Consider the following 19,020-nt stretch of genomic DNA (forward strand, 5'->3'; position numbering starts at 1 on the left):
CGCCGCTCATTCGCACAGCGCGTGGGTGAGCAGAGCGCGGATGTCGACGGTGGTGGGGGTGCCGGTGTAGGCGATGGTGATCGCGCGGGCGGGGGTGGCGCCGGCGATGGTCGAGAAGCCCGCAATGCCGCCGACGTGGCCCACATACTTTGTGCCGCAAGGGAGTTGGGTGTAGCCGACGCCGAGGCCGTAGGACATGCCGTCGCCGGATCCCATGTCCACACCGTCGAGCATCTGCGGCAGGAGTGCCGGCGGGACCACCGCTCCGCTCAGCAATGCGGTGTAGAAGCGGTTCAGGTCGGCTCCGGTGCTGACCAGCGCGCCCGAGGTCCACAGCGCCGAGGGTTCCACGCGGGTCGTGTCGGTGACGACGCCGTCGATCGTGGCGTAGCCGTTCGGATGCGGTTCGCGCAGGCCGGTTTCGCCCGTCGCCGGCAGATAAGTGTCCGACATGCCCAGCGGCGTCAGGACCCGATCGCGTAGTTCGTCGGCGTAGCGGTGCCCGGTCACCGCTTCGATCAGCATTCCGGCGACGAGGTAATTGGTGTTGGTGTATTCGAATCGGGTGCCCGGCGCGAACTGCGCGGGATGAGCCGAGACCAGGGCGATTTGCTCCGCGGGCGTGAAGGTGCGGCCGTCGCGCGCCACCGTGTACTCGTTGATGTCGGGGGATTCTGCTGGTTGCGGCAGTCCGCTGCGGTGGCCTAGGACTTGGCGGACGGTGATGGCGCGTCCATCGATACCGTCCCCGGTGAGCAATCCCGGCAGATATGTGTCGATCGACTGTTCGAGGTCGACCCGGTGTTCGGCGACCAGTTGCAACACGATAGCGGCGGTGAACGTCTTGGTGATGCTGCCGACCCGGATGAACTGCGGACGATCGGTGCCGATCGGCGCCGCCGCGGCGTTGTCGGCGACACCGGCGGTGAGGACCGTGCTGACATCGTTGCCGGTGAGTGTGGCCACGGCTCCGATCGCGCCGGAACCGATCAGCGCGTCCAGGTCGTCACGCACCCGGTCCGCGTCGATGCCGGCAACGGCAGGCGCGGAGGTCGGCGCGACCGAGGCCGTCGTGCAGGCGGACAGCAGCACCGACACAGTGCAGATCGGGAGGGCGAAGGCTCGAAACCACATGGTCCGACCGTAGGAACCCAAGGCCCGCAGGCACATTGCACCGCAGTACTACGGTGCCTCGAACTGGAGTATCACACGGGGCGCTGGTCCATGACCGACCGCACGTGCGCGGCGATGTGCTGTTCGATCCTGGTGAGACAGTCGTAGCCCTGCTGGGTGCCGGAGACCCAGGCCGCCGTCATGCCGCCGACGACGTCGCGCGGCGCCGGGGCCTCGGGTTCGGCCGCTTGCGCGGCAGGTGCGGGCGGGGTCCAGGGAGAAACGGGCGGTTCGACGGGCGCCGGCGGGGCCTCGTAGATCGGCGGCTCCGGTACGGCTTCCGGCCCGCTGACCGGCGGTGGCACGAGGGGACGGCCGGACAGACCCGAGGTCGTGTGGTCCTGGCTCGTGGCGGAACGACCGGCCGGCGGTCCGTCGCGGTGGGTGCAGACCAGCGCGGTGAGTACAGCGGCGGTAGAGACCACGGCGAACTGCATCGTGACTTCGGACTTTCGTGGTGCGCGGTGTCTACCCATCGGCTGCTTTCCCTCGAATACCCGTCGGGTCTGAGAGTTTATGGAGCGCAATCGATTCGGACCAGAAATGTTAGCGTTTCTGTAAACGAGTTAAGTGCCACCGACACTGTCCCCGGGGCGCCGTCGAGATCAGTTGCCACGGTCGCCGGTCGATGCGCCCGACCTGCGGGTTCCCCGTTTGCTCGCCAGCCGTCGCGCATTACCGCCGCATACGGTGGCATTTTCCGCGTAAATACTCGGTTGCGATTGAAATCGATCATGCCGGGTAGATCAAAGGAGCACTATGGGGTCTTGACGCCGGACTCGATGATTTCCACAACAGCTGTTTGTCTCGATGTACGCAACATCCGTGGCATTGCGAAGGAGGAAACCCATGGAATGGCTTCTGGGATTACTGGGCGGGGTGGTCGGTGGCGGGATCGGTGGTTCGAAGAACCCGCTCGGCCCCGTGGTGAACGGTGCGGCGGGTGCGGTCGGTGGCGGCATCACCGGCGGGATCATCCAGGCCGCGACAGGTAGCGGGCTGGACTTCGGGCAGATCCTCGCCCAGGTCGCCGGCGGCGGTGTGGTGGGCGCCGTGCTGTCCGCGATCATCGGCGTGGCCACCAAACCGAAGGCCGGCGAAGTTCGCTGACCGACAGCTTCGAGATTGCCTGCAAGTGCTAGCCCTGTCGCCCCTTGTGAGGAGTCTTTCGATGAAGAGCTTGAAGAAATCCCTATCCGCCATCGCGTTCGCCGGCGGATTGATCGCGACGTTCGGCGCCGGTGTGCTGCTGAGCCCGAGCGCCGGCGCGCAGCCGGCCGACGCGGACGCCGCGATCACCGCGCACTACGACGAGAAGGGCGGCGCAGCCACGCCGCTCGGGGAAAAGGTCGGCGCCGTCTATGCTTTCGGGCCGGACGGGGCCGCACAGGATTATCGCGGCGGAAAGATCGTCTACTCGCCGGAGACCGGCGCGAAGGTGATGTACGGCGCGATCCTGGACAAGTATCTCGCGCTCGGCGGTGCGAGCACCGATATCGGCTATCCGGTGAACGACGAGTCCGACGCTCCGGTCGCGGGCACCGCGCGCTACAGCGAGTTCTCCGCCGCGGACGGTGCGACCATCCAGTGGAGCCCGCAGAACGGGGCGTGGCTGGTGCGCGGCCCGATCCGGAGCGCGTGGTCGCATCTGAAGGCGACCGACGGTCCGCTGGGTAGCCCGACCTCCGACACCACGGTGGCCGACGGCGTCTACACCCAGACCTTCAGCGGCCAGAACGGCAACCCGGTGCAGATCCGCTGGAGCAAGGCCGACGGTTTCGCCACCGTGCCGCCCGAGATCGCGGGTCAGTTGAGCGGGCTGGATGTGTCGGCGCCCGGTGCGGCCCCCGGTTCGGTGGTGTCCGGCGGTAATCCGGAGCCGGCGACCGAGGCCAAGTCCGATTCCGATTCGGGGTCGAGTTCGAACGCCAAGTGGTGGGCGCTGCCGATCGGTCTGGTGATCGCGGCGATCGCCGGTGCGCTCGCGGCCATGGTGGGCCGTGGCGGATCCGGCCACACCGCGTCCGGGCGAGGCCGGGGCACGCCGGTGGCGGCGGGCAGCGCGGCCGCGGCACGCCCCCGTGGCGGATCGCATGTCGCCACCCCGGAGGAGGCGCATACCCGCATGGGCACCACCCGCAATCCCTGATCGCGGGCACGCCGTGGGCTCCCGGGGACGAAACCCCCGGGAGCCCAGGCGTATTCGCTATCCGGCCGCAGGCGTGCCCCGATCGGCTCGTGCCGCGGCGGCGAACTCGAAGGCCGCGGGTTCGGGCTTGCGCGTCGCACGCCAGTAGCTCGTGCCGGTGCCCGCCCAGGACTGTCGGTTATGGCCGGTGTGGTCGAGGAACCAGCTGTGGCAGCCGCCGGACACCCACACGGACCGGTCGAGTTTGCCGTGCAACCAGGTGTTGAACTCGTCCTGTTTCGCGCCGCTCACTTCGATCCGGGTGGCACCCCGGTTCTGCATCAGCCGCAGGCACTGCACGATGTAGCGGACCTGCGCCTCGATGAGGAACACGATCGACTGGGCGCCACCACCGGAATTCGGGCCCATGATCATGAAGAAGTTCGGGAAGCCCGCCACGGTCATGCCGAGGTAGGCCTGCATGCCGTCGCGCCAGGCGTCCTGGATGGTGAGCCCGTCGCGACCGACGATGTGTTCGGTCGCGCACCGGTTGTCGGTGGCGAACCCGGTGCCGAGCACGATCACGTCCGCCTCGTGCAGCACGCCGTCGGTGGTGCGGATTCCGGCCTCGGTGAATTCCTCGATGCCCGCGGTCACCAGGCTGACATCGGGTCGTTGCAGCGCCGGAAAGAAGTCGCTGGAGAACAGGATTCGCTTACAGCCGAAGGTGTGCGTGGGCGTGAGCCGGGCGCGCAGTTCGGGGTCGGGCACCTGCTTCTTCAGATGGTGCAGCGCCACGAACTTCAGCAGAAAGTTCCAGCGGGGGTGGAAGTAACCGTAGACCGGCGCCTCGTGCAGCCAGAAGGCGAAGTTGCGGTAGATCTTCATGAGCCCGGGGAAGGCCTTGAACATGCGCTGTTCGACGTTGCTGACCGGACGGTCCATCTTCGGCATCACCCAGTGCGCGGACCGCTGGAACACCTCGACATGGGCTGCGGTGCCGGCGATCTGGGGCGCCAGCTGCACGCCGCTGGAGCCGGTGCCGATCACCGCGACCCGTTTGCCGGTGAGGTCCACCGAGTGATCCCATTGCGCGGAATGGAAGACCGGGCCGGTGAAATTCTCTCGCCCGGCGAACTCCGGGATGTTCGGCACGTGCAGCGCACCGTGTGCGGCGACCACGGCCCGCGGCCGATACTCCTCGCCGTCGGCGGTGCGGACCACCCACCGGTCCGCGGCGGCGTCGAATTCATAGGACACCGCCTCGGATCGGAAGCGGATATAGGGTTCGATCCCGTAGTCTTTGACGACTCGTTTGATGTAGTCGAGGATTTCCGGTTGCGGTGCATACATTCGGCTCCAACCGGTGTGCGGCGCAAAGGAATACGAGTACATCATCGACATGATGTCGCAACCGCAGCCCGGATAGGTGTTCTCGCGCCATACCCCGCCCACGCCGTCGGCCTTCTCGAGGATGACGAAATCACGTTCGCCCGCCTCCAGCAGCTTGATCGCCATCGCGACACCGGCGAATCCGGTGCCGACGATGAGAACATTCGGGGACGCCGTGCTCACCTGATCGTTCGATGCCATGGTTCACCTTTACTCGACTGAGGGCCGCGTCCGGGTGCGGGACCTGCGCGGTCGACCTTCCGACGATGTGCCGACCCTCGGAATGCGCACTGCCGACGAATGATTCGGCTGCGGGATGGACCGATTACACCACAGCGCGCCGCCTGCCGCATGTCGAATCGCGCGCGTGGTCGTGGGCTCGGTTCGGCACCCCGCATCGCGAATCATGGTGTGCTGATTGGTGTTCGGATCGTCGCGGTGAGGTCCGTGGCGTGCAGCAGCGATTTCGCGTGCTGCCACTGCCGGACCAGGGTCTGCTCGTCGGGGACGTCGGTGCCGCGCGCGGTCGGCTCGCCCGCCGTCTCGGTACCGTCGGCGAGCCGGCGCGCGGCCAGCACCAATTCGGCGACCATTCGGATATGTTCCTGTTCGTCTTCGACGACGGTGTTCTCGATCAATTCGTCGACCGGCGCCGGCAGCGGCAGGACATATCGAGCGACGATTTCGGCCGCGTCGTGGATTTCCATTCGCCTGCGGTGCAATCGTTCCTGCGGCGAGACATTCCAGCTGTCCGCCCGTTTGAGCCGGAAGACCACCTGCGGCGCGGCGGCGGTGAGGTCGCGCCAGATCGGATACACCCGGCGCGCGGCGCGTGATTCCCGATCGAGCCGCAGCAACTGCACGATCGCCTGCGCCGAGGACGGCACATACACCATGACCAGGGCGGCGAACACGAACAGCCCGGGCTCGCCGGAGGTGAATCCGTCGGCGACGAGCTGGAAGGTGCCGCGCGTGAACGTATTGCCCACGCCGATGGCATCCGCCGCCGCGGCGACCGCCATCAGGAAGACAGGCAGTGAGCTGGCGACACCGAAGCAGACGAGCGCGGCGACGGTGAATCGTTCCCACAGGGTGTTCGTCCGCCATACCGTGCCGCGAACCTTCAACACGTAGTAGTACCCGGAAACGATCACGGGCAGGGCCGAATACAGTCCGATGTAGATGCCGAAACGCCAGCCGCCGTATTCGGCGATGGACGTCAGGCCGTGGGCGCGGGCGGGCGCGCTGAGCGCGAAGAATATCAGGCCGATCGCGGCGGAAAGGCCCAGCACGACCTTGAACCGGGTGCGGTAGCGGACGGGGCCGTTCTCGTGCAGCAGCGCCATCCCGAGACCGAAGGCCCAGGCGGTCACCGTCAGCCAGTGCCAGGCGTCGAACACCGTGGGCAGGCCGCCGGGCACGACCTTCGCCACCTGCCGTGCGATGATCGGCTCACGCAGCAGCGCCGCCGCGGCGTCGAAGCCGAGCAGGGTGTTGATCAAGCGGCCGAACAGCGTCGTGTGCAGGGTCGACGCCAGCCGGATCAGGGTGATGGCGACGATGAACACCGTTGCCGAGATGGTGATCCAGGGCGACAGCTGGGTGTTCGGCCACATGCGTCACAACTCTCTCAACATCGGGTCGCGGCGCGGTCCGACGGTCCGCGCGCGGAAGCTGATCAAGGTCGCCAGCAGCTCGGCTTCGTACTCTTCGACCGAGGCGTAGCTCGAGGCGCCGCGCGCGGCGCGAACCATGGACAGGTCGATGGCGTCGTTCAACGCGACCTCACTGGTCAGCGTCTTCCATTCGACCGAGGACAGCGAGGTGTCCTGGCCGTGGCCGAGCAGCATGTGGCTGACCTCGTGCAGGGCCACGTGCAGTTCGACCGCCGGGTCCGAGGACTGCCTGAGGAAGATCACGTCGTAGTCCTTGCAGGCCAGCCACAGTCCGCACAGCCCCACCGGTGCGGTGGGCGGCAGCAGCAACCGCACGATGCGCCGCCCGCGCGTGCGTTCGACGCACGCGATGAACTCCTCGATGGTCCAGTCCGTCGGCAACTCGAGACTGTCGACCAGCGCTTGCAGGCGAGCCCGCGTGGAGGTCTTGCCGCGAGTGGGCTTCCACGTGAGGGTGGAGGCCTTGCGCCGGAACAGTTTCAACATGTCACTTGCCTCCTCGTTCGAGTGAGGCGATCCGCGTCAGTGAGGTCCGACCCGTCGGCATTACCGCTGGTAAGAGCTGCTGCGTCGAGGCCGGTGGAATGCAGATCGTATGCGTTCACGATTTCCTCCCCCGAGCACCTGGAGATCCCACCTTGTTATCGCGCACCGCAGCGGCATCGTTGCCACCGGCGCGATTTTGTTCGTCGAAGTCGTCCGTTTCGACGGGAGTGCGACGTCGTCCATCGTCCCGGATGGCTTCAGCGGACCGGCATGTCGACACACATCGACTCACCATCGTCGACTTGCCGGGCTGGCATATACCCTACCTGTCACCCGGGCTTCGCGTAGCTGTAATTCCGCGGTCAGAAGTTGCAGATTGTCACTTTGACCTGGGCCGATATGGGTGAACAGTAACGCAAGATTCGGCATCGGCACCGTCGGAAGGACGCGATCGGTCCTGGTGGCACGGTCGGCGACGGCTCGGCCGCGGGCGGCAGGGCAGGGTACGGGGTAGTTTTCGCCGGACCACGAAACATCGCGATGCCGACCGGATTTCAGCGGTGACGGCCGTAGGCGGGCAGCCGCGCGGCCGGGCGGCCGCCGGAACCGTTCCGCGCGTGCGCGATACCGGGCGCCGGCGCCCTTGGTTCGCTGAAATACTTTGTGTTTCAACCACTGTGGCGTTGCGCGACCCGCATGGACGGCCCCCGATCCGCATCCTCGGGTCGTCCGGCATGTCTCGAGGGTGCGTATGTCCATGACCCGTTGCTTCGAAGGCTAGGTCTGCGGATGGTCGTCTCGGTCGGACTCGCGCCCAGGCTGTGCGGGTTCGGCCGTGTTCTGTAGCGCCTGTAACAGGCGATCGATCGCGGTCTTCGGGAAGACCAGCTGATAGCCCTCGGTGTGGCTGCGGGCGCGTTTCAACTCGATGCCGAGCCGGTCGAGCTCGGTCACGAGGTCCACGACCGACCGGTGCTTGCGGGCCAGGTTCTGCAACGCGTCCACACCGCTCTCGACATCGTCGGGCACGCCGGTCTCGACGGGTTCGTCGACCGGGGGAGCCCCGAGGGTGCCGCCGTGATGCAGTGCGGCGGTTGCGCTTCCGGCCGCCAGGCCCAGTGCTTCGAGGGCGCGGTTGTACTTCGCCTCCGTGGTGGCGCTTATCGTGTCGACTTGCCCGCTCTCGATTCGGGACTGAACATTTCGTGTAGGACCCCCGAGGTCATGGATGTGCTGGTGCGTGATCAGCTCATCGGGAAGATTTCGCTGCCGGAACGCCTTCAGCTGCCGTCCGAACCGCTGTCCAGCCGACTCGACTCTCGCACGGTTCACGGTCTCGCTGGCGCCCAACTCGTCGCCCATGGCAAGCACCATACCACTTGGCTGTGCAGAGCTGGTCATCATGCGCGTGCATGTCCTCTCATGTCCGGTCGCGAACGAGCACCTTAGCAAGATCATTGCCCGACGTCACGCAGAGGGTCGGGTTAGACTGCACGAGCGTGCGCATGACAGGGATCTTGGATGCACACGAATGCACACCGATGTGTTGACATGACTGCTCGTGGTCGATAAATTCTGACCATGGGTGCGGATCTGGGCACCGGGCGTGAGGTGGGCACAAATCATGTGGACGTTCAGCACGATCAGCACGACCCCTGATGATGTGCCGCCCTGTGCCACCCAGCTCAACCGCCTCAGTGTCGATGTATCGCCGGCTGTCCGGCGTCCGAACGACTCGGTCCGACCGCCGAGGTCTCGTTCGGGGGGAGTAGGCACCGGCCGGGAGCTTCATGCCGTCCGGCGGTCCACCGAAAAGCGTTCGGCGGGTGGACATTTCGCATCGGCGGTCATGGTCCTCGAGGGGGGAACATGACCGCCGGCTCGATTTCGGCAAGTGACGGTCGGAAACTCGACGATCAAATCAGCCTGCTCGATGCCACCGCGTACCTGGAATCGAAGGCGTGGTGGGGCGTTTCGCGCAGGCGAAGCGCGAATGGTCGATACGGATCCTGATCGACTGGACGACACCAACTGAGCGGTTGTCTCGCCCGGTCGATAGACGTGTGGTTACAAAACGAAGGTAATGCGATGGATTCTGTGCACAGCTCATCGATCGAGACCGAGTCGACCGCTCACGAGGGCATAGCCGTCGTGGGAATCGGTTGCCGGTTCCCCGGACGGGTTTCCGACGTGGGTGATTTCTGGCAACTGCTGCTCGGTGAGCAGGACGCCGTCCGTGAGGTTCCGGAGAACCGCTGGTCCGGCGCGGCGTTCTACGATCGGGATGCGGCGCGGCCGGGCCACCTGCGCACGAGGGCGGGCGGCTACCTCGAGGACGTCACGTCCTTCGATGCGCACTTCTTCGGCATCACGCCGCACGAGGCGGCGCGGATCGACCCGCAGCAGCGCCTCTTCCTGGAGACCACCTGGGAGGCGCTGCAGGACGCGGGCATCGTGCCGGAGAGTATCGCGGGCACGAAAACCGCTGTGTACGCGGGTGTTTCGGGGCACGACTACGGCATCATCCAGCTCAACCCGGAGAACCGCTACCTCATCGGCGGCCACACGATGACCGGCGTCACGAACTGCATTGTGGCGAACCGTGTTTCGTACCTGCTCGACCTGCGCGGCCCCAGTATGACGGTGGATACCGCGTGCTCGTCCTCGTTGATCGCGATCCACCTCGCGTGCCGCAGCATTCGCTCGGGCGAGGCGTCGATGGCCATCGTCGGCGGCGTCAGCACGCTGCTCATCCCCGAGGCGACCATCGGCTTCAGCCAGGGCACCTTCCTCTCGCCGGAGGGGCGATCCAAATCCTTCAGCGAATCGGCCGACGGCTATGTGCGCAGCGAGGGTTCGGGCACGATCATCCTCAAGCCGCTGTCCGCGGCGCTCGCCGACGGTGACCGCGTCTACGCGGTGATCCGGGGCAGTGCGACGAATCAGGACGGCCGCACCAACGGCATCTCCGTGCCGAGCGAGGAAGCCCAGGCGCAGATGATCGCCGACGCCTGTCGTGATGCCGGCGTGGCGCCGGCCGATATCGGCTATGTGGAAGCGCACGGCACCGGTACCTCCGTCGGCGACCCGATCGAGGCGCGTGCCCTCGGAAAGGCGTTGGCGCAGGGGCGCAACGGGCACGGCCCGTGCATCGTCGGCGCGGTGAAATCGAACCTGGGCCACCTGGAGTCGGCGGCGGGCATCGCCGGCGTCATCAAGGCGTGCCTGGTGCTCACCAACGGGGAGATCCCCGCGAATCTGCATGCCGAGGTGCCGAATTCGACCATCCCGTTCGACGAGCTGGGCCTGCAACTGGCGCAGTCCCGCCAGCCGTGGCCGGGTGACCGGCCCCGACTGGCGGGCGTGAACTCCTTCGGGTTCGGTGGCTCGAATGCCCATGTGATCCTGGAGGGCCCGCCGGAGGTCGCGGGAACCGCGGTGCCGGAGCAGGCGAACGGGCAGGCGACTGCGGTCGAGACGCAGGAGCCGGTGGTGTTCGCGCTCAGCGCGAAGACGAAGGACGCGCTGCGGGCCTACGCCGAGAGCTACGCGGAATACCTGGAGGAGCCGCCCGCCGCGGCGAGCCTGCCGGCCATCGCGGCCACCCAGGCGCAGACCCGGGCACACTACGACCATCGGCTCGCCGTGGTGTGCGCCGACACCGGCGAACTGCGTGACGCGCTGCGTGAGGTCGCCCGTGGCGCGGCACCGGAATCCGTGCGAACCGGTGTGAAAGCACCTGCGGCACAGCAGATCGCGTTCGTGTTCTCCGGTCAGGGCCCGCAGTGGTGGGGCATGGCGCGGGAACTGCTGGCACAGAACGAAGTGTTCCGGCAGACCGTGCAGCGCGTCGACGCGGAACTGAGCAAATACGCCGACTGGACCGTCTCCGAGGAACTCGGGCGCGACGAGGCCGACAGCCGGATCGGCGAGACGTTCATCGCCCAGCCCGCGGTGTTCGCGGTGCAGGTCGGCCTCGCTGCCGTGTGGCAGAGCTGGGGCATCGAGCCCGCCGCCGTGGTCGGCCACAGCATCGGTGAGGTCGCGGCCGCCTACGTCTCGGGCGGGCTGTCGTTCGAGGACGCGGTGCGAGTCATCTTCCACCGCAGCCGGGTTCAGCAGCAGGCGTCGGGTAAGGGCAAGATGCTCGCGGTCGGTCTGCCGCTGAGCGAGGTGGAGGAGCGGGTCGCCGGATATCGCGGCCGGGTCGCCATCGCCGCGCTCAACGGCCCGCAATCGGTGGCGCTGGCCGGCGATCCCGATGCGCTCGAGGAGATCGAGCGTGCGCTCGGCGCGGAGAAGATCTTCGCCAGGATGCTCCAGGTCAGCGTGGCCTTCCACAGCCACCACATGGATCCGCTGCACGACGAACTGCTCTCCTCGCTCGAGGGGCTCACCTCGGGTCCGGCGACGGTGCCGATGTATTCCACGGTCACCTCCGAGATCGTGCCGACCGGCGGGCTCGACGCCGAATACTGGTGGCAGAACGTGCGCGAGCCCGTGCGGTTCGCGCCCACCATCGATCGCCTCATCGAGGATCAGCACCTGGCGTTCGTGGAGCTGGGCCCGCACCCGATCCACGCGACGGCCATCGGCGAGCTGCTCGAACAGCGCCGCGCCGAGGGGATCGCGGTCCCGTCGCTGCATCGCAAGCAGAGCGATCGGGCCACCCTGCTGTCCTCGCTCGCCGCGCTCTACACGGCCGGTTTCGAGCCGTCGTGGGCGGCTCTGTTCGACGGTGCGGCCACCCGGGTGCAGGTGCCGTTCTATCCGTGGCAGCGCGAAACCTATTGGCTGGAAACACCTTCCGCGCGGGATCGGCGCTTCCCGGCGCTGCATCACCCGCTCGTGGGCGAGGTCGGCCGGGTCGCGGACGAGCCGGACAAGCACGTCTGGGAGATCGTGCTCGATCCCGATCGCTTCCCCTGGCTCGACGACCATCGGGTCCAAGGTCCCATCGTCTTCCCCGGTGCGGCATACCTGGACATGGTGCTCGGCTGTGCCGAGGACGCGTTCGGCGCCGACCGGTACTCGCTGGAGAACGTCGAATTCCGGCGCGCGCTGTTCGTTTTCGACGATCGTCCCGCGCCCGTCGTCCAGGTGGTGCTGACGCCGTCGCTGGACTACTCCGTGTACAGCAGGCAGGACGGTGACAAGGACTGGACCCTGCACTCGGTCGGGACGCTGCGTCGCGGCGCGCCAGACACCGAATTGCCGGTCCCGTTCGCCGAACTCGACGCCGAATGCCCACTCGAGATCGAGCCCGCCAAGGTCTTCGCCAAGCTCCGCAACAACGGTCTGATGCTGGGCCCGACGTTCAAGGCGATCACCAAGCTCGGGTACGCCGACCTGAAGTCGCTCGGTCGCATCGACACCCCGGCCGCGCTCGCGGACGAGGCGCCGCGCCACGCGATCCATCCGGCCGTGCTGGACTCCTGCTTCCAGTCGCTGTCCATCTCGATGGGCAACGACCCGAACAACGAGGACAAGACGCTCTACCTGCCGGTCGAGGTGAAGCGGCTCAGCTTCTACGCCAAGGCGAGCGGTCGCGTCTACTGCTACGGACGCGCGCAGGTCAGCGAGGACATCAACTACTGCTTCGGCGATCTCTGGATCGTCAACGAGGACGGCACGCTCGTCGCCGAACTCGAAGGCTTCCGGGGCAAGTCGATCACCACGACCGCCGAGGACAGCGACGCGCTGCTGCAGTGGCTCTACGAGTTCCGCTGGCACGAGGCGCCGGTACGCACGAAGACCCGGATGCCCGCCGCACTGGCCGAGCCGGCCACGCTCGACGCGGCGGTGGCGCCGCTGATCGACGAATTGCAGAACTGGTCGGTCAACCGCGAGTACCACGCGAGCACCGAGGCGGTGATGGACGCGCTGTGCATCGCGTTCGTGACCGAGGCCTTCTACCAGCTGGGCCTGGAGTTCTCGGTGGGCCGCACGGTCACCCTCGACGAACTCGCCGGCGAGATGCGGGTGCACGACAAGCACCGGCGTTACCTCGCTCGGCTGCTGGCACTGCTTGCGCGGCACGGGGTTACCGAGAAGGACGGCGACGCCTGGCGGCTGCTGACAGTCCCCGAGCGGGTCGACACCCGTGCGGAACTGGCCAGGCTGCAGGAATTGCATCCCGAATGCGAGCCCGAACTGGCGGTGCTCGGCCGCTGTGGCACCGAGCAGGCCGCGGTGCTGCGCGACGACGTGAACCCGATCGAGCTGATCTTCCCCGAGGACGAATTCCAGTCGGTCGCAGACCTTTACGGCCCCTCGTTCTCGTTCGGTAAGGCCAATCGCATCGTCAGCAAGATCGTCGGCGAATGCGTGCGCGCCCTGCCCGGCGACCGGCCGATCCGGGTGCTGGAGATCGGTGCGGGTACCGGCGGCACCACCGGCTATGTCCTGCCCGAGCTGCCCGCGGACCGGGCCGAGTACGTGTATTCCGATGTGACGCAGCTGTTCCTGGGCAAGGCGCGGCATCGCTTCGCCGAATTCGAGTTCGTCGACTATCGCGTGCTCGACATCGAACACGACATCGAGGCCCAGGGCTTCGACGCGCACTACTACGACATCGTCGTGGCCTCGAATGTGGTGCACGCCACCGCGAGTCTGAGTGCCACGCTCGCCAACGTGCAGCGCCTGCTGACCGCGCAGGGCATGCTGCTGGTCGTGGAGGCGACGGTGCCGCCGCACTGGGTCGATCTGACCTTCGGCATGACCGAGGGCTGGTGGGCGTTCAGCGATCACGACGTCCGGCCCGACTACCCGCTGATGGCGGAGTCGAAGTGGCGGGAGTTCCTGCCCAGCATCGGTTTCGAGAACGTGCAGATCTTCTCCGATATGGCGACACCGGAGCAGACCGGCAACTCGGTGATCCTGGCGCGCACCCCCGCGATCGACCTCGAACCGCATCAGCCGCGGATCGAGCAGGGCTCCTGGGTCGTGCTCGCGGACGAAGCCGGGGTCGGCGATCGCTACATCGCGTTGCTCACCGAGGGCGGTGCGGCCGGTGTCGTGGTCAGCCGCGGCACCGAGTTCGAGGAGATCGACGCCAACACCTTCCGGGTGCGGCCGAACAGCAGCGAAGACCTGCAGCGGGTGCTCGAGCAGGTGCGGGCGCAGGCCGGGGAGATCGCCGGTGTGCTGCATCTGTGGAACCTGGATTACGCAGGCACGGAACTCACCACCGAGATGCTGCCCGCCGTCGAAACCGAAGGCGCCTACAGCGTGATCGCGCTGGCGCAGGCGGTCGAGGAACTGGATTGGGAGCAGGCGCCGCGATTGTGGGTGGCGACCTCCGGTGCGCAGGTACTCGACCGCGCCGAGCACGTCGCACTCACCCAGGTGCCCAGCTGGGGCATCCTGCGGGTGCTGTTGAGCGAGCACAGCAGCCTGCGGGCGAAGATCTTCGACTTCGACCCGGCGGCCGCGGCGCCGCAGCGCGCGGCGCAGCTCTTCCAGGAACTGCTGCACGTGGACGCGGCGGACGAGGAGATCGCCTTCCGCGGCGAGACCCGGTTCATCGACCGGCTCGAACATGTGTCGCTCGCCGAATTCGAGGCCTCGGTCGCGACGCCGGCCCGGATCTCGGACCCGACCCCGTTCGCGCTGTCGGTGCCCGCCGATCCCGAGATCGAACAGCTGCGCTACGAGCGGCAGGCGGTGCCGGTGCTCGGCGCCGGTGAGGTGGCCATCCGGCCGCTGGCCACCGGCCTGAACTTCCGCGACATCATGCTCTCGCTCGGCATGCTCTCCGACGGTGCGACTTTCGGCGGCTTCTACGAGAAGAACCTCGGCGTCGAGTGCGCCGGTGTGATCACCGAGGTCGGGCCCGGGGTGGACGGGTTCGCACCCGGCGACCGGGTGATCGCCTTCGCCCGTGGCTGTTTCGGTTCGCTGGTGGTCGCCGATGTCCGGCGGGTCTACCAGGCGCCGTCGCGGCTGTCCGACGCCGAGGCCGCGACGCTGCCGATGGCCTACCTGACCGCGTGGTACGCGCTGGTCGAGGTGGGCAGGCTGCGCAAGGGGCAGCGGGTGCTCGTGCACGCCGCCGCCGGTGGTGTCGGGCTCGCCGCGGTGCACATCGCCCGCTCTCTCGGAGCGACCGTGCTGGCTACCGCGGGCAGCGACGAGAAGCGGGAATACCTGCGGGCCTTGGGCATCGAGGCGGTCTTCGACTCGCGCTCGCTCGCCTTCGCGGACGAGATCCGGGAGCGCTACGACGGTATCGACGTCGTGCTGAATTCCCTGCAGGGCGAGACGATTCCGAAGAGTCTCGAGTTGCTGCGTCCGCGCGGCCGGTTCCTCGAGATCGGCAAGAAGGACATCTACGACAACTACAAGCTCGGCCTGAAGCCGTTCGGCAACAACCTGAGCTACGCGGCGATCGATATCGACCGGCTGCTGCTGGAAGATCCCGAGCTGTGCCGCGAGGCGATGGTGGAGGTGTTGCAGCGCATCGCCGCCGATACGCTGCCTGCCTTGCCGCACACCGCCTTCGGCGCGGTCGAGGTGGCGTCGGCGTTCCGGTTCATGGCCTCGGCCAAGCAGATCGGCAAGGTCGTCGTCGAATTCGACGCGGACACCGAGGTGCTCGTGCATCCGACGGTGACCGGCGACCATGCCTTCGACGCGGACGGCGCCTACCTGATCACCGGCGGCTACTCCGGTTTCGGTCTGCGCACCGCGCAGTGGCTGGTCGAGAACGGGGCGCGCACGGTGGTGCTGGTCGGCCGCCGGGCCCAGATCGACGAGGAGAACGAGGCGCCGATCGAGGAGATGCGGGCCAAGGGCGTCGACGTGGTGCTCGAGCGAGCCGACGTGTCGATCGAGGCCGACGTGGTCGGCCTGCTGGAACGGATCGCGGAGCTGCCGCCGCTGCGCGGCATCTACCACGCCGCGATGGTGCTTGCGGACGGCCCGCTGGCCGGCATGACCGAGGAGCAGTTCCTGCGGACCGTGCAGCCCAAGGTGGACGGCGCCTGGCACCTGCACAACCACACCCGCGAGCTGGAACTCGACGCGTTCGTCATGTACTCGTCGATGAGCTGGAACGTCGGCACCCCCGGCCAAGCGAATTACGCTGCGGCCAACGGGTTCCTGGAAGCGCTCGCCAAGCATCGGCGCGCGCACGGCCTGCCCGCCCTGACCGTCAACTGGGGTGCGCTCGCCGAGGTCGGCTTCGTCGCACGCACCAAGCTCGACACCCTGGCCCGGCTCGGGTGGACACCGATCATCCCGGACCACGCCCTCGATTTCATCGGGCGGTGCCTGGCCCAAGGTGTCACGAGCACCAGCGTTTTCGGCGTGAACTGGTCGAAGATGAATCAGGTCATGCCGATCATCCGGAGCTCGCCGCGGTTGGCGCATCTCGCGCTCGCCGAGAGTGCGGGCGTCACCGCGAGCGGTGGCACCGAAGGGCTGCGCGCCGAACTGCTCGAGCTCGAAGAGTCCGCGCGCCAGCCGCGGCTGATCGAGGCACTCTCGCAACAGATCTCGCGGATCTTCGACATGCCGATCGACCGGCTCGCGCACGATGTGGCCCTGACCGACCTCGGCATGGACTCGCTGATGGCCGGGCAGATCCGCAACGCGCTGGCCAAGCATCTCGACATCGACTTCCCGACCATGGGTCTGATGCGTGGCCCGACGCTGGTCGAGCTCACCGACGAGGTGCTCGCGCAGGTCTTCGGCGAGGCCAACGGCGTGCTGCCGGTCGCGTCGGAAAGCGCAGGCACGCAACGCTGGATCCACACGGTGAAGGGCCGGTCGAGTACCGCCTCGCTGCGGGTGTTCGCGATGCCGTTCGTCGGCGGCGGCGCCTCGGTGTTCACGCCGTGGCCGAACTTCCTGCCGGACACGGTGGAAGTGGTGGGTATTCAGTATCCGGGTCGCGAAGACCGGGTGAACGAGGTCCCGTTCGAATCCATGCCCGCCTTCATCGAAGAACTGGCCGATGCGATGCTGCCGCACCTGGATCGGACCTTCGCGATCTACGGGCACAGCATGGGTAGCCTGCTGGCCTACGAGCTCACCAAATATCTGGAACAGCAGTACGCCGAAGTGCCGCTGAAACTTATCATCGGCGGGTGGCCGTCGCCGGCGCTGGTCGAAAGCTATGTGCGAAACCTGAAGCACATTCGCGACGGCTTCGACATGGACCGCGAAACGGACAGCCGGGTGCTGGAAGTGTTGCGGGACAACGATCTGCTGAACATCCCGGTCGAGGACGAGGCCTCGGTGAAGCCGATGATGCCCGCGGTGCGGGCGGACCTGAAGATGCTCGGCGACTACCGATTCGAACACGGTGTGGTGCTGCGGGCCCCGATCACGGTGCTGCGCGGCGCCGAGGACCCCCTGTTCGAGGCCGACCAACTGCAGGGCTGGGAAAAGCTGACCAGCGGCCGGTTCTCGCTCACCACGGTCCCGGGCGGGCACCTGTTCATCCAGAACCCCAGCGCACAGGTGATGCGGACGATCGCCGACGAACTGTCCGCCGAGGACCACTACCCGAGCTTCACCAGTCTCATGGATGGGCACTGAGCAGCTGCTCGAACGGAGAAATGCTATGAAACCGATTGACCGATACGACGTCGTGATCTGTGGCGGTGGCCTGGCGGGGCTCACCCTGTCCAGGCAGCTCAAGCGGACCATGCCCGAACTCTCGGTGCTGGTGCTGGAACGCACCGGCGGCGATATCCCCGACGGCGCGTACAAGGTGGGGGAGGCGACCGTCGAAGGCGGCGCGCACTACTTCACCGAACAGCTCGGCCTCACCGGCTATTTCAACAAGCACCACCTGCACAAGCTCGGACTGCGCCTGTTCTTCGGCGACCAGCACGGTCCCTTCGAGGCACGGCCGGAGATCGGCGCGCGCCGGTTCGCCCGGGTGCCGTCGTATCAGATCGACCGCGGCATCTTCGAGCGCGATCTGCGCCGTGGCGCAAAGGATCTCGGCATCGACCTGATCGAACAGGCCAAGGTCGTCGACGTGGATCTGGCGCAGGGCGACGACGATCACGTGATCACCTACGAGGTGGCCGGTGGGGAGGAGCGCTCGGTGCGGGCGCGCTTCGTCGCCGACGCCTCGGGGCGCGGCAAGTTGATCCAGCGCAAGCTGGGCCTCGGTGCGCCGAGCCCGCACAAGATCAACGCGGCCTGGTGGCGGTTGCGCGGCGAGTACGACGTGGAGGAGATGGCGGGACCGACCAGCCCCACCTGGCGTCCGAAAACCCAAGAGCGCCGGTGGTTCTCGACCAACCACCTGATGGGCACCGGCTACTGGGTGTGGATGATCCCGCTGTCGTCGGGCAACACCAGCATCGGCATCGTCACCGACGAGCGCTACCACCCGTTCCGCACGTACTCGACCGAAACCAAAGCGCGGCAGTGGATCGCCGAGCACGAGCCGACGCTGGCGAAGTTCACCGAGCAGGCCGAGCTGCTCGACTTCCTGGTCCTGCGCAACGCGAGCTACAGCTCTACGCAAGCGTTTTCGCACAACCGGTGGGCCTGTGTCGGTGAGGCGGCGGTCTTCCTGGACGCGTTCTACAGCCCGGGCTCGGACTACATCGCCTACACCAACACGATCACCACCCGGCTCATCGAGCTCGACCGCAAGGGCAGGCTGACCGAGGACGTAGCCCAGTCCTACAACCGGTTGCTGCTCGAGGACCTGTGGCCGAACTACCTGCAGATGTATCACGACAACTACAGCATCTTCGGGCACGCGCCCGCCATGTTCACCAAGGTGATGTGGGATACCTCGTTCTACTGGGCGCTGCCCTCGCAGATGCTGTTCCGCGGGCTGCTCACCAGCCCGGACGCGGCGGCGGAGTTCCATCCGATCGCGTCGCGGTTCTTCGGCATCCAGTCGCGTATGCAGGCGAACTTCCGGGCCTTCGCGGCGCAGGCGCCGCAGCCGGAGAAGTACCTGTTCGTCGAATACAGCAAGGTGCCGATCTGTGCGCAGTTGCATCTGGACCTGCTGACCGACAAGACCGCCACGCAGACCTTCGCGGATATGCGGCGCAATGTGGACCGCTTGGAAGCGTGGGCGGATTCGTTCGAACAGGAAATCGCCACCAGGATCGACCTGCCGCAGCGGGATCCGGCCGAGGCGGCGCTGCAGGCGACGGCGCAGTAGCGAGCGAGGAGAGTGGC

10 protein-coding genes are annotated in these 19,020 nt (G+C 67.1%); 4 read left to right on the plus strand and 6 right to left on the minus strand.

Annotated elements, in window-relative coordinates; genetic code table 11:
- Positions 1-6: 6 nt before the first annotated feature.
- Together O3I_RS18935 and O3I_RS18940 are read right to left on the minus strand one after the other, a co-directional pair.
- Complete coding sequence (locus O3I_RS18935; protein ID WP_041564008.1) at positions 7-1,134, minus strand: serine hydrolase domain-containing protein; 1,128 nt, start codon at positions 1,132-1,134, stop codon at positions 7-9.
- A gap of 71 nt (positions 1,135-1,205) precedes the next feature.
- Entirely contained in the window at positions 1,206-1,649 is a 444-nt protein-coding gene (locus tag O3I_RS18940; protein ID WP_141691783.1) for a hypothetical protein, read from the minus strand.
- 373 nt (positions 1,650-2,022) lie between these two features.
- Between O3I_RS18940 and O3I_RS18945 the strand changes: the two genes are divergently transcribed.
- Both O3I_RS18945 and O3I_RS18950 read left to right on the plus strand, forming a co-directional pair.
- Positions 2,023-2,283: a hypothetical protein gene (locus tag O3I_RS18945; RefSeq protein ID WP_014984570.1), complete on the plus strand. Its 261-nt coding sequence runs from the start codon at positions 2,023-2,025 to the stop codon at positions 2,281-2,283.
- 61 nt (positions 2,284-2,344) lie between these two features.
- Positions 2,345-3,322 (plus strand): LGFP repeat-containing protein, encoded by a 978-nt coding sequence (locus tag O3I_RS18950; RefSeq protein ID WP_014984571.1) that lies wholly within the window; start codon positions 2,345-2,347, stop codon positions 3,320-3,322.
- Between the two features lie 57 nt (positions 3,323-3,379).
- On the opposite strand, the gene O3I_RS18955 is transcribed toward O3I_RS18950, so the two are convergent.
- The 4 genes from O3I_RS18955 to O3I_RS18970 form a co-directional block, all read right to left on the minus strand.
- On the minus strand, positions 3,380-4,894 hold the full coding sequence (locus tag O3I_RS18955) for a flavin-containing monooxygenase (protein ID WP_014984572.1): 1,515 nt from the start codon (positions 4,892-4,894) through the stop codon (positions 3,380-3,382).
- A gap of 203 nt (positions 4,895-5,097) precedes the next feature.
- On the minus strand, positions 5,098-6,309 hold the full coding sequence (locus tag O3I_RS18960; protein ID WP_014984573.1) for a DUF6545 domain-containing protein: 1,212 nt from the start codon (positions 6,307-6,309) through the stop codon (positions 5,098-5,100).
- Between the two features lie 3 nt (positions 6,310-6,312).
- Positions 6,313-6,855, minus strand: coding sequence for a hypothetical protein (locus O3I_RS18965; RefSeq protein ID WP_014984574.1), 543 nt, complete (start codon positions 6,853-6,855; stop codon positions 6,313-6,315).
- A 777-nt stretch (positions 6,856-7,632) separates the two neighbouring features.
- Positions 7,633-8,217 (minus strand): hypothetical protein, encoded by a 585-nt coding sequence (locus O3I_RS18970; protein ID WP_014984575.1) that lies wholly within the window; start codon positions 8,215-8,217, stop codon positions 7,633-7,635.
- 726 nt (positions 8,218-8,943) lie between these two features.
- Here O3I_RS18970 and O3I_RS18975 point away from each other — a divergent pair.
- Both O3I_RS18975 and O3I_RS18980 read left to right on the plus strand, forming a co-directional pair.
- On the plus strand, positions 8,944-17,400 hold the full coding sequence (locus O3I_RS18975) for a type I polyketide synthase (RefSeq protein ID WP_014984576.1): 8,457 nt from the start codon (positions 8,944-8,946) through the stop codon (positions 17,398-17,400).
- Positions 17,401-17,425: 25 nt separating this feature from the next.
- Complete coding sequence (locus O3I_RS18980) at positions 17,426-19,003, plus strand: NAD(P)/FAD-dependent oxidoreductase (protein WP_014984577.1); 1,578 nt, start codon at positions 17,426-17,428, stop codon at positions 19,001-19,003.
- The last annotated feature ends 17 nt before the right edge of the window (positions 19,004-19,020 follow it).

The organism is Nocardia brasiliensis ATCC 700358 (assembly GCF_000250675.2).
In the GTDB taxonomy this organism is placed as follows: Bacteria; Actinomycetota; Actinomycetes; order Mycobacteriales; family Mycobacteriaceae; genus Nocardia; species Nocardia brasiliensis_B.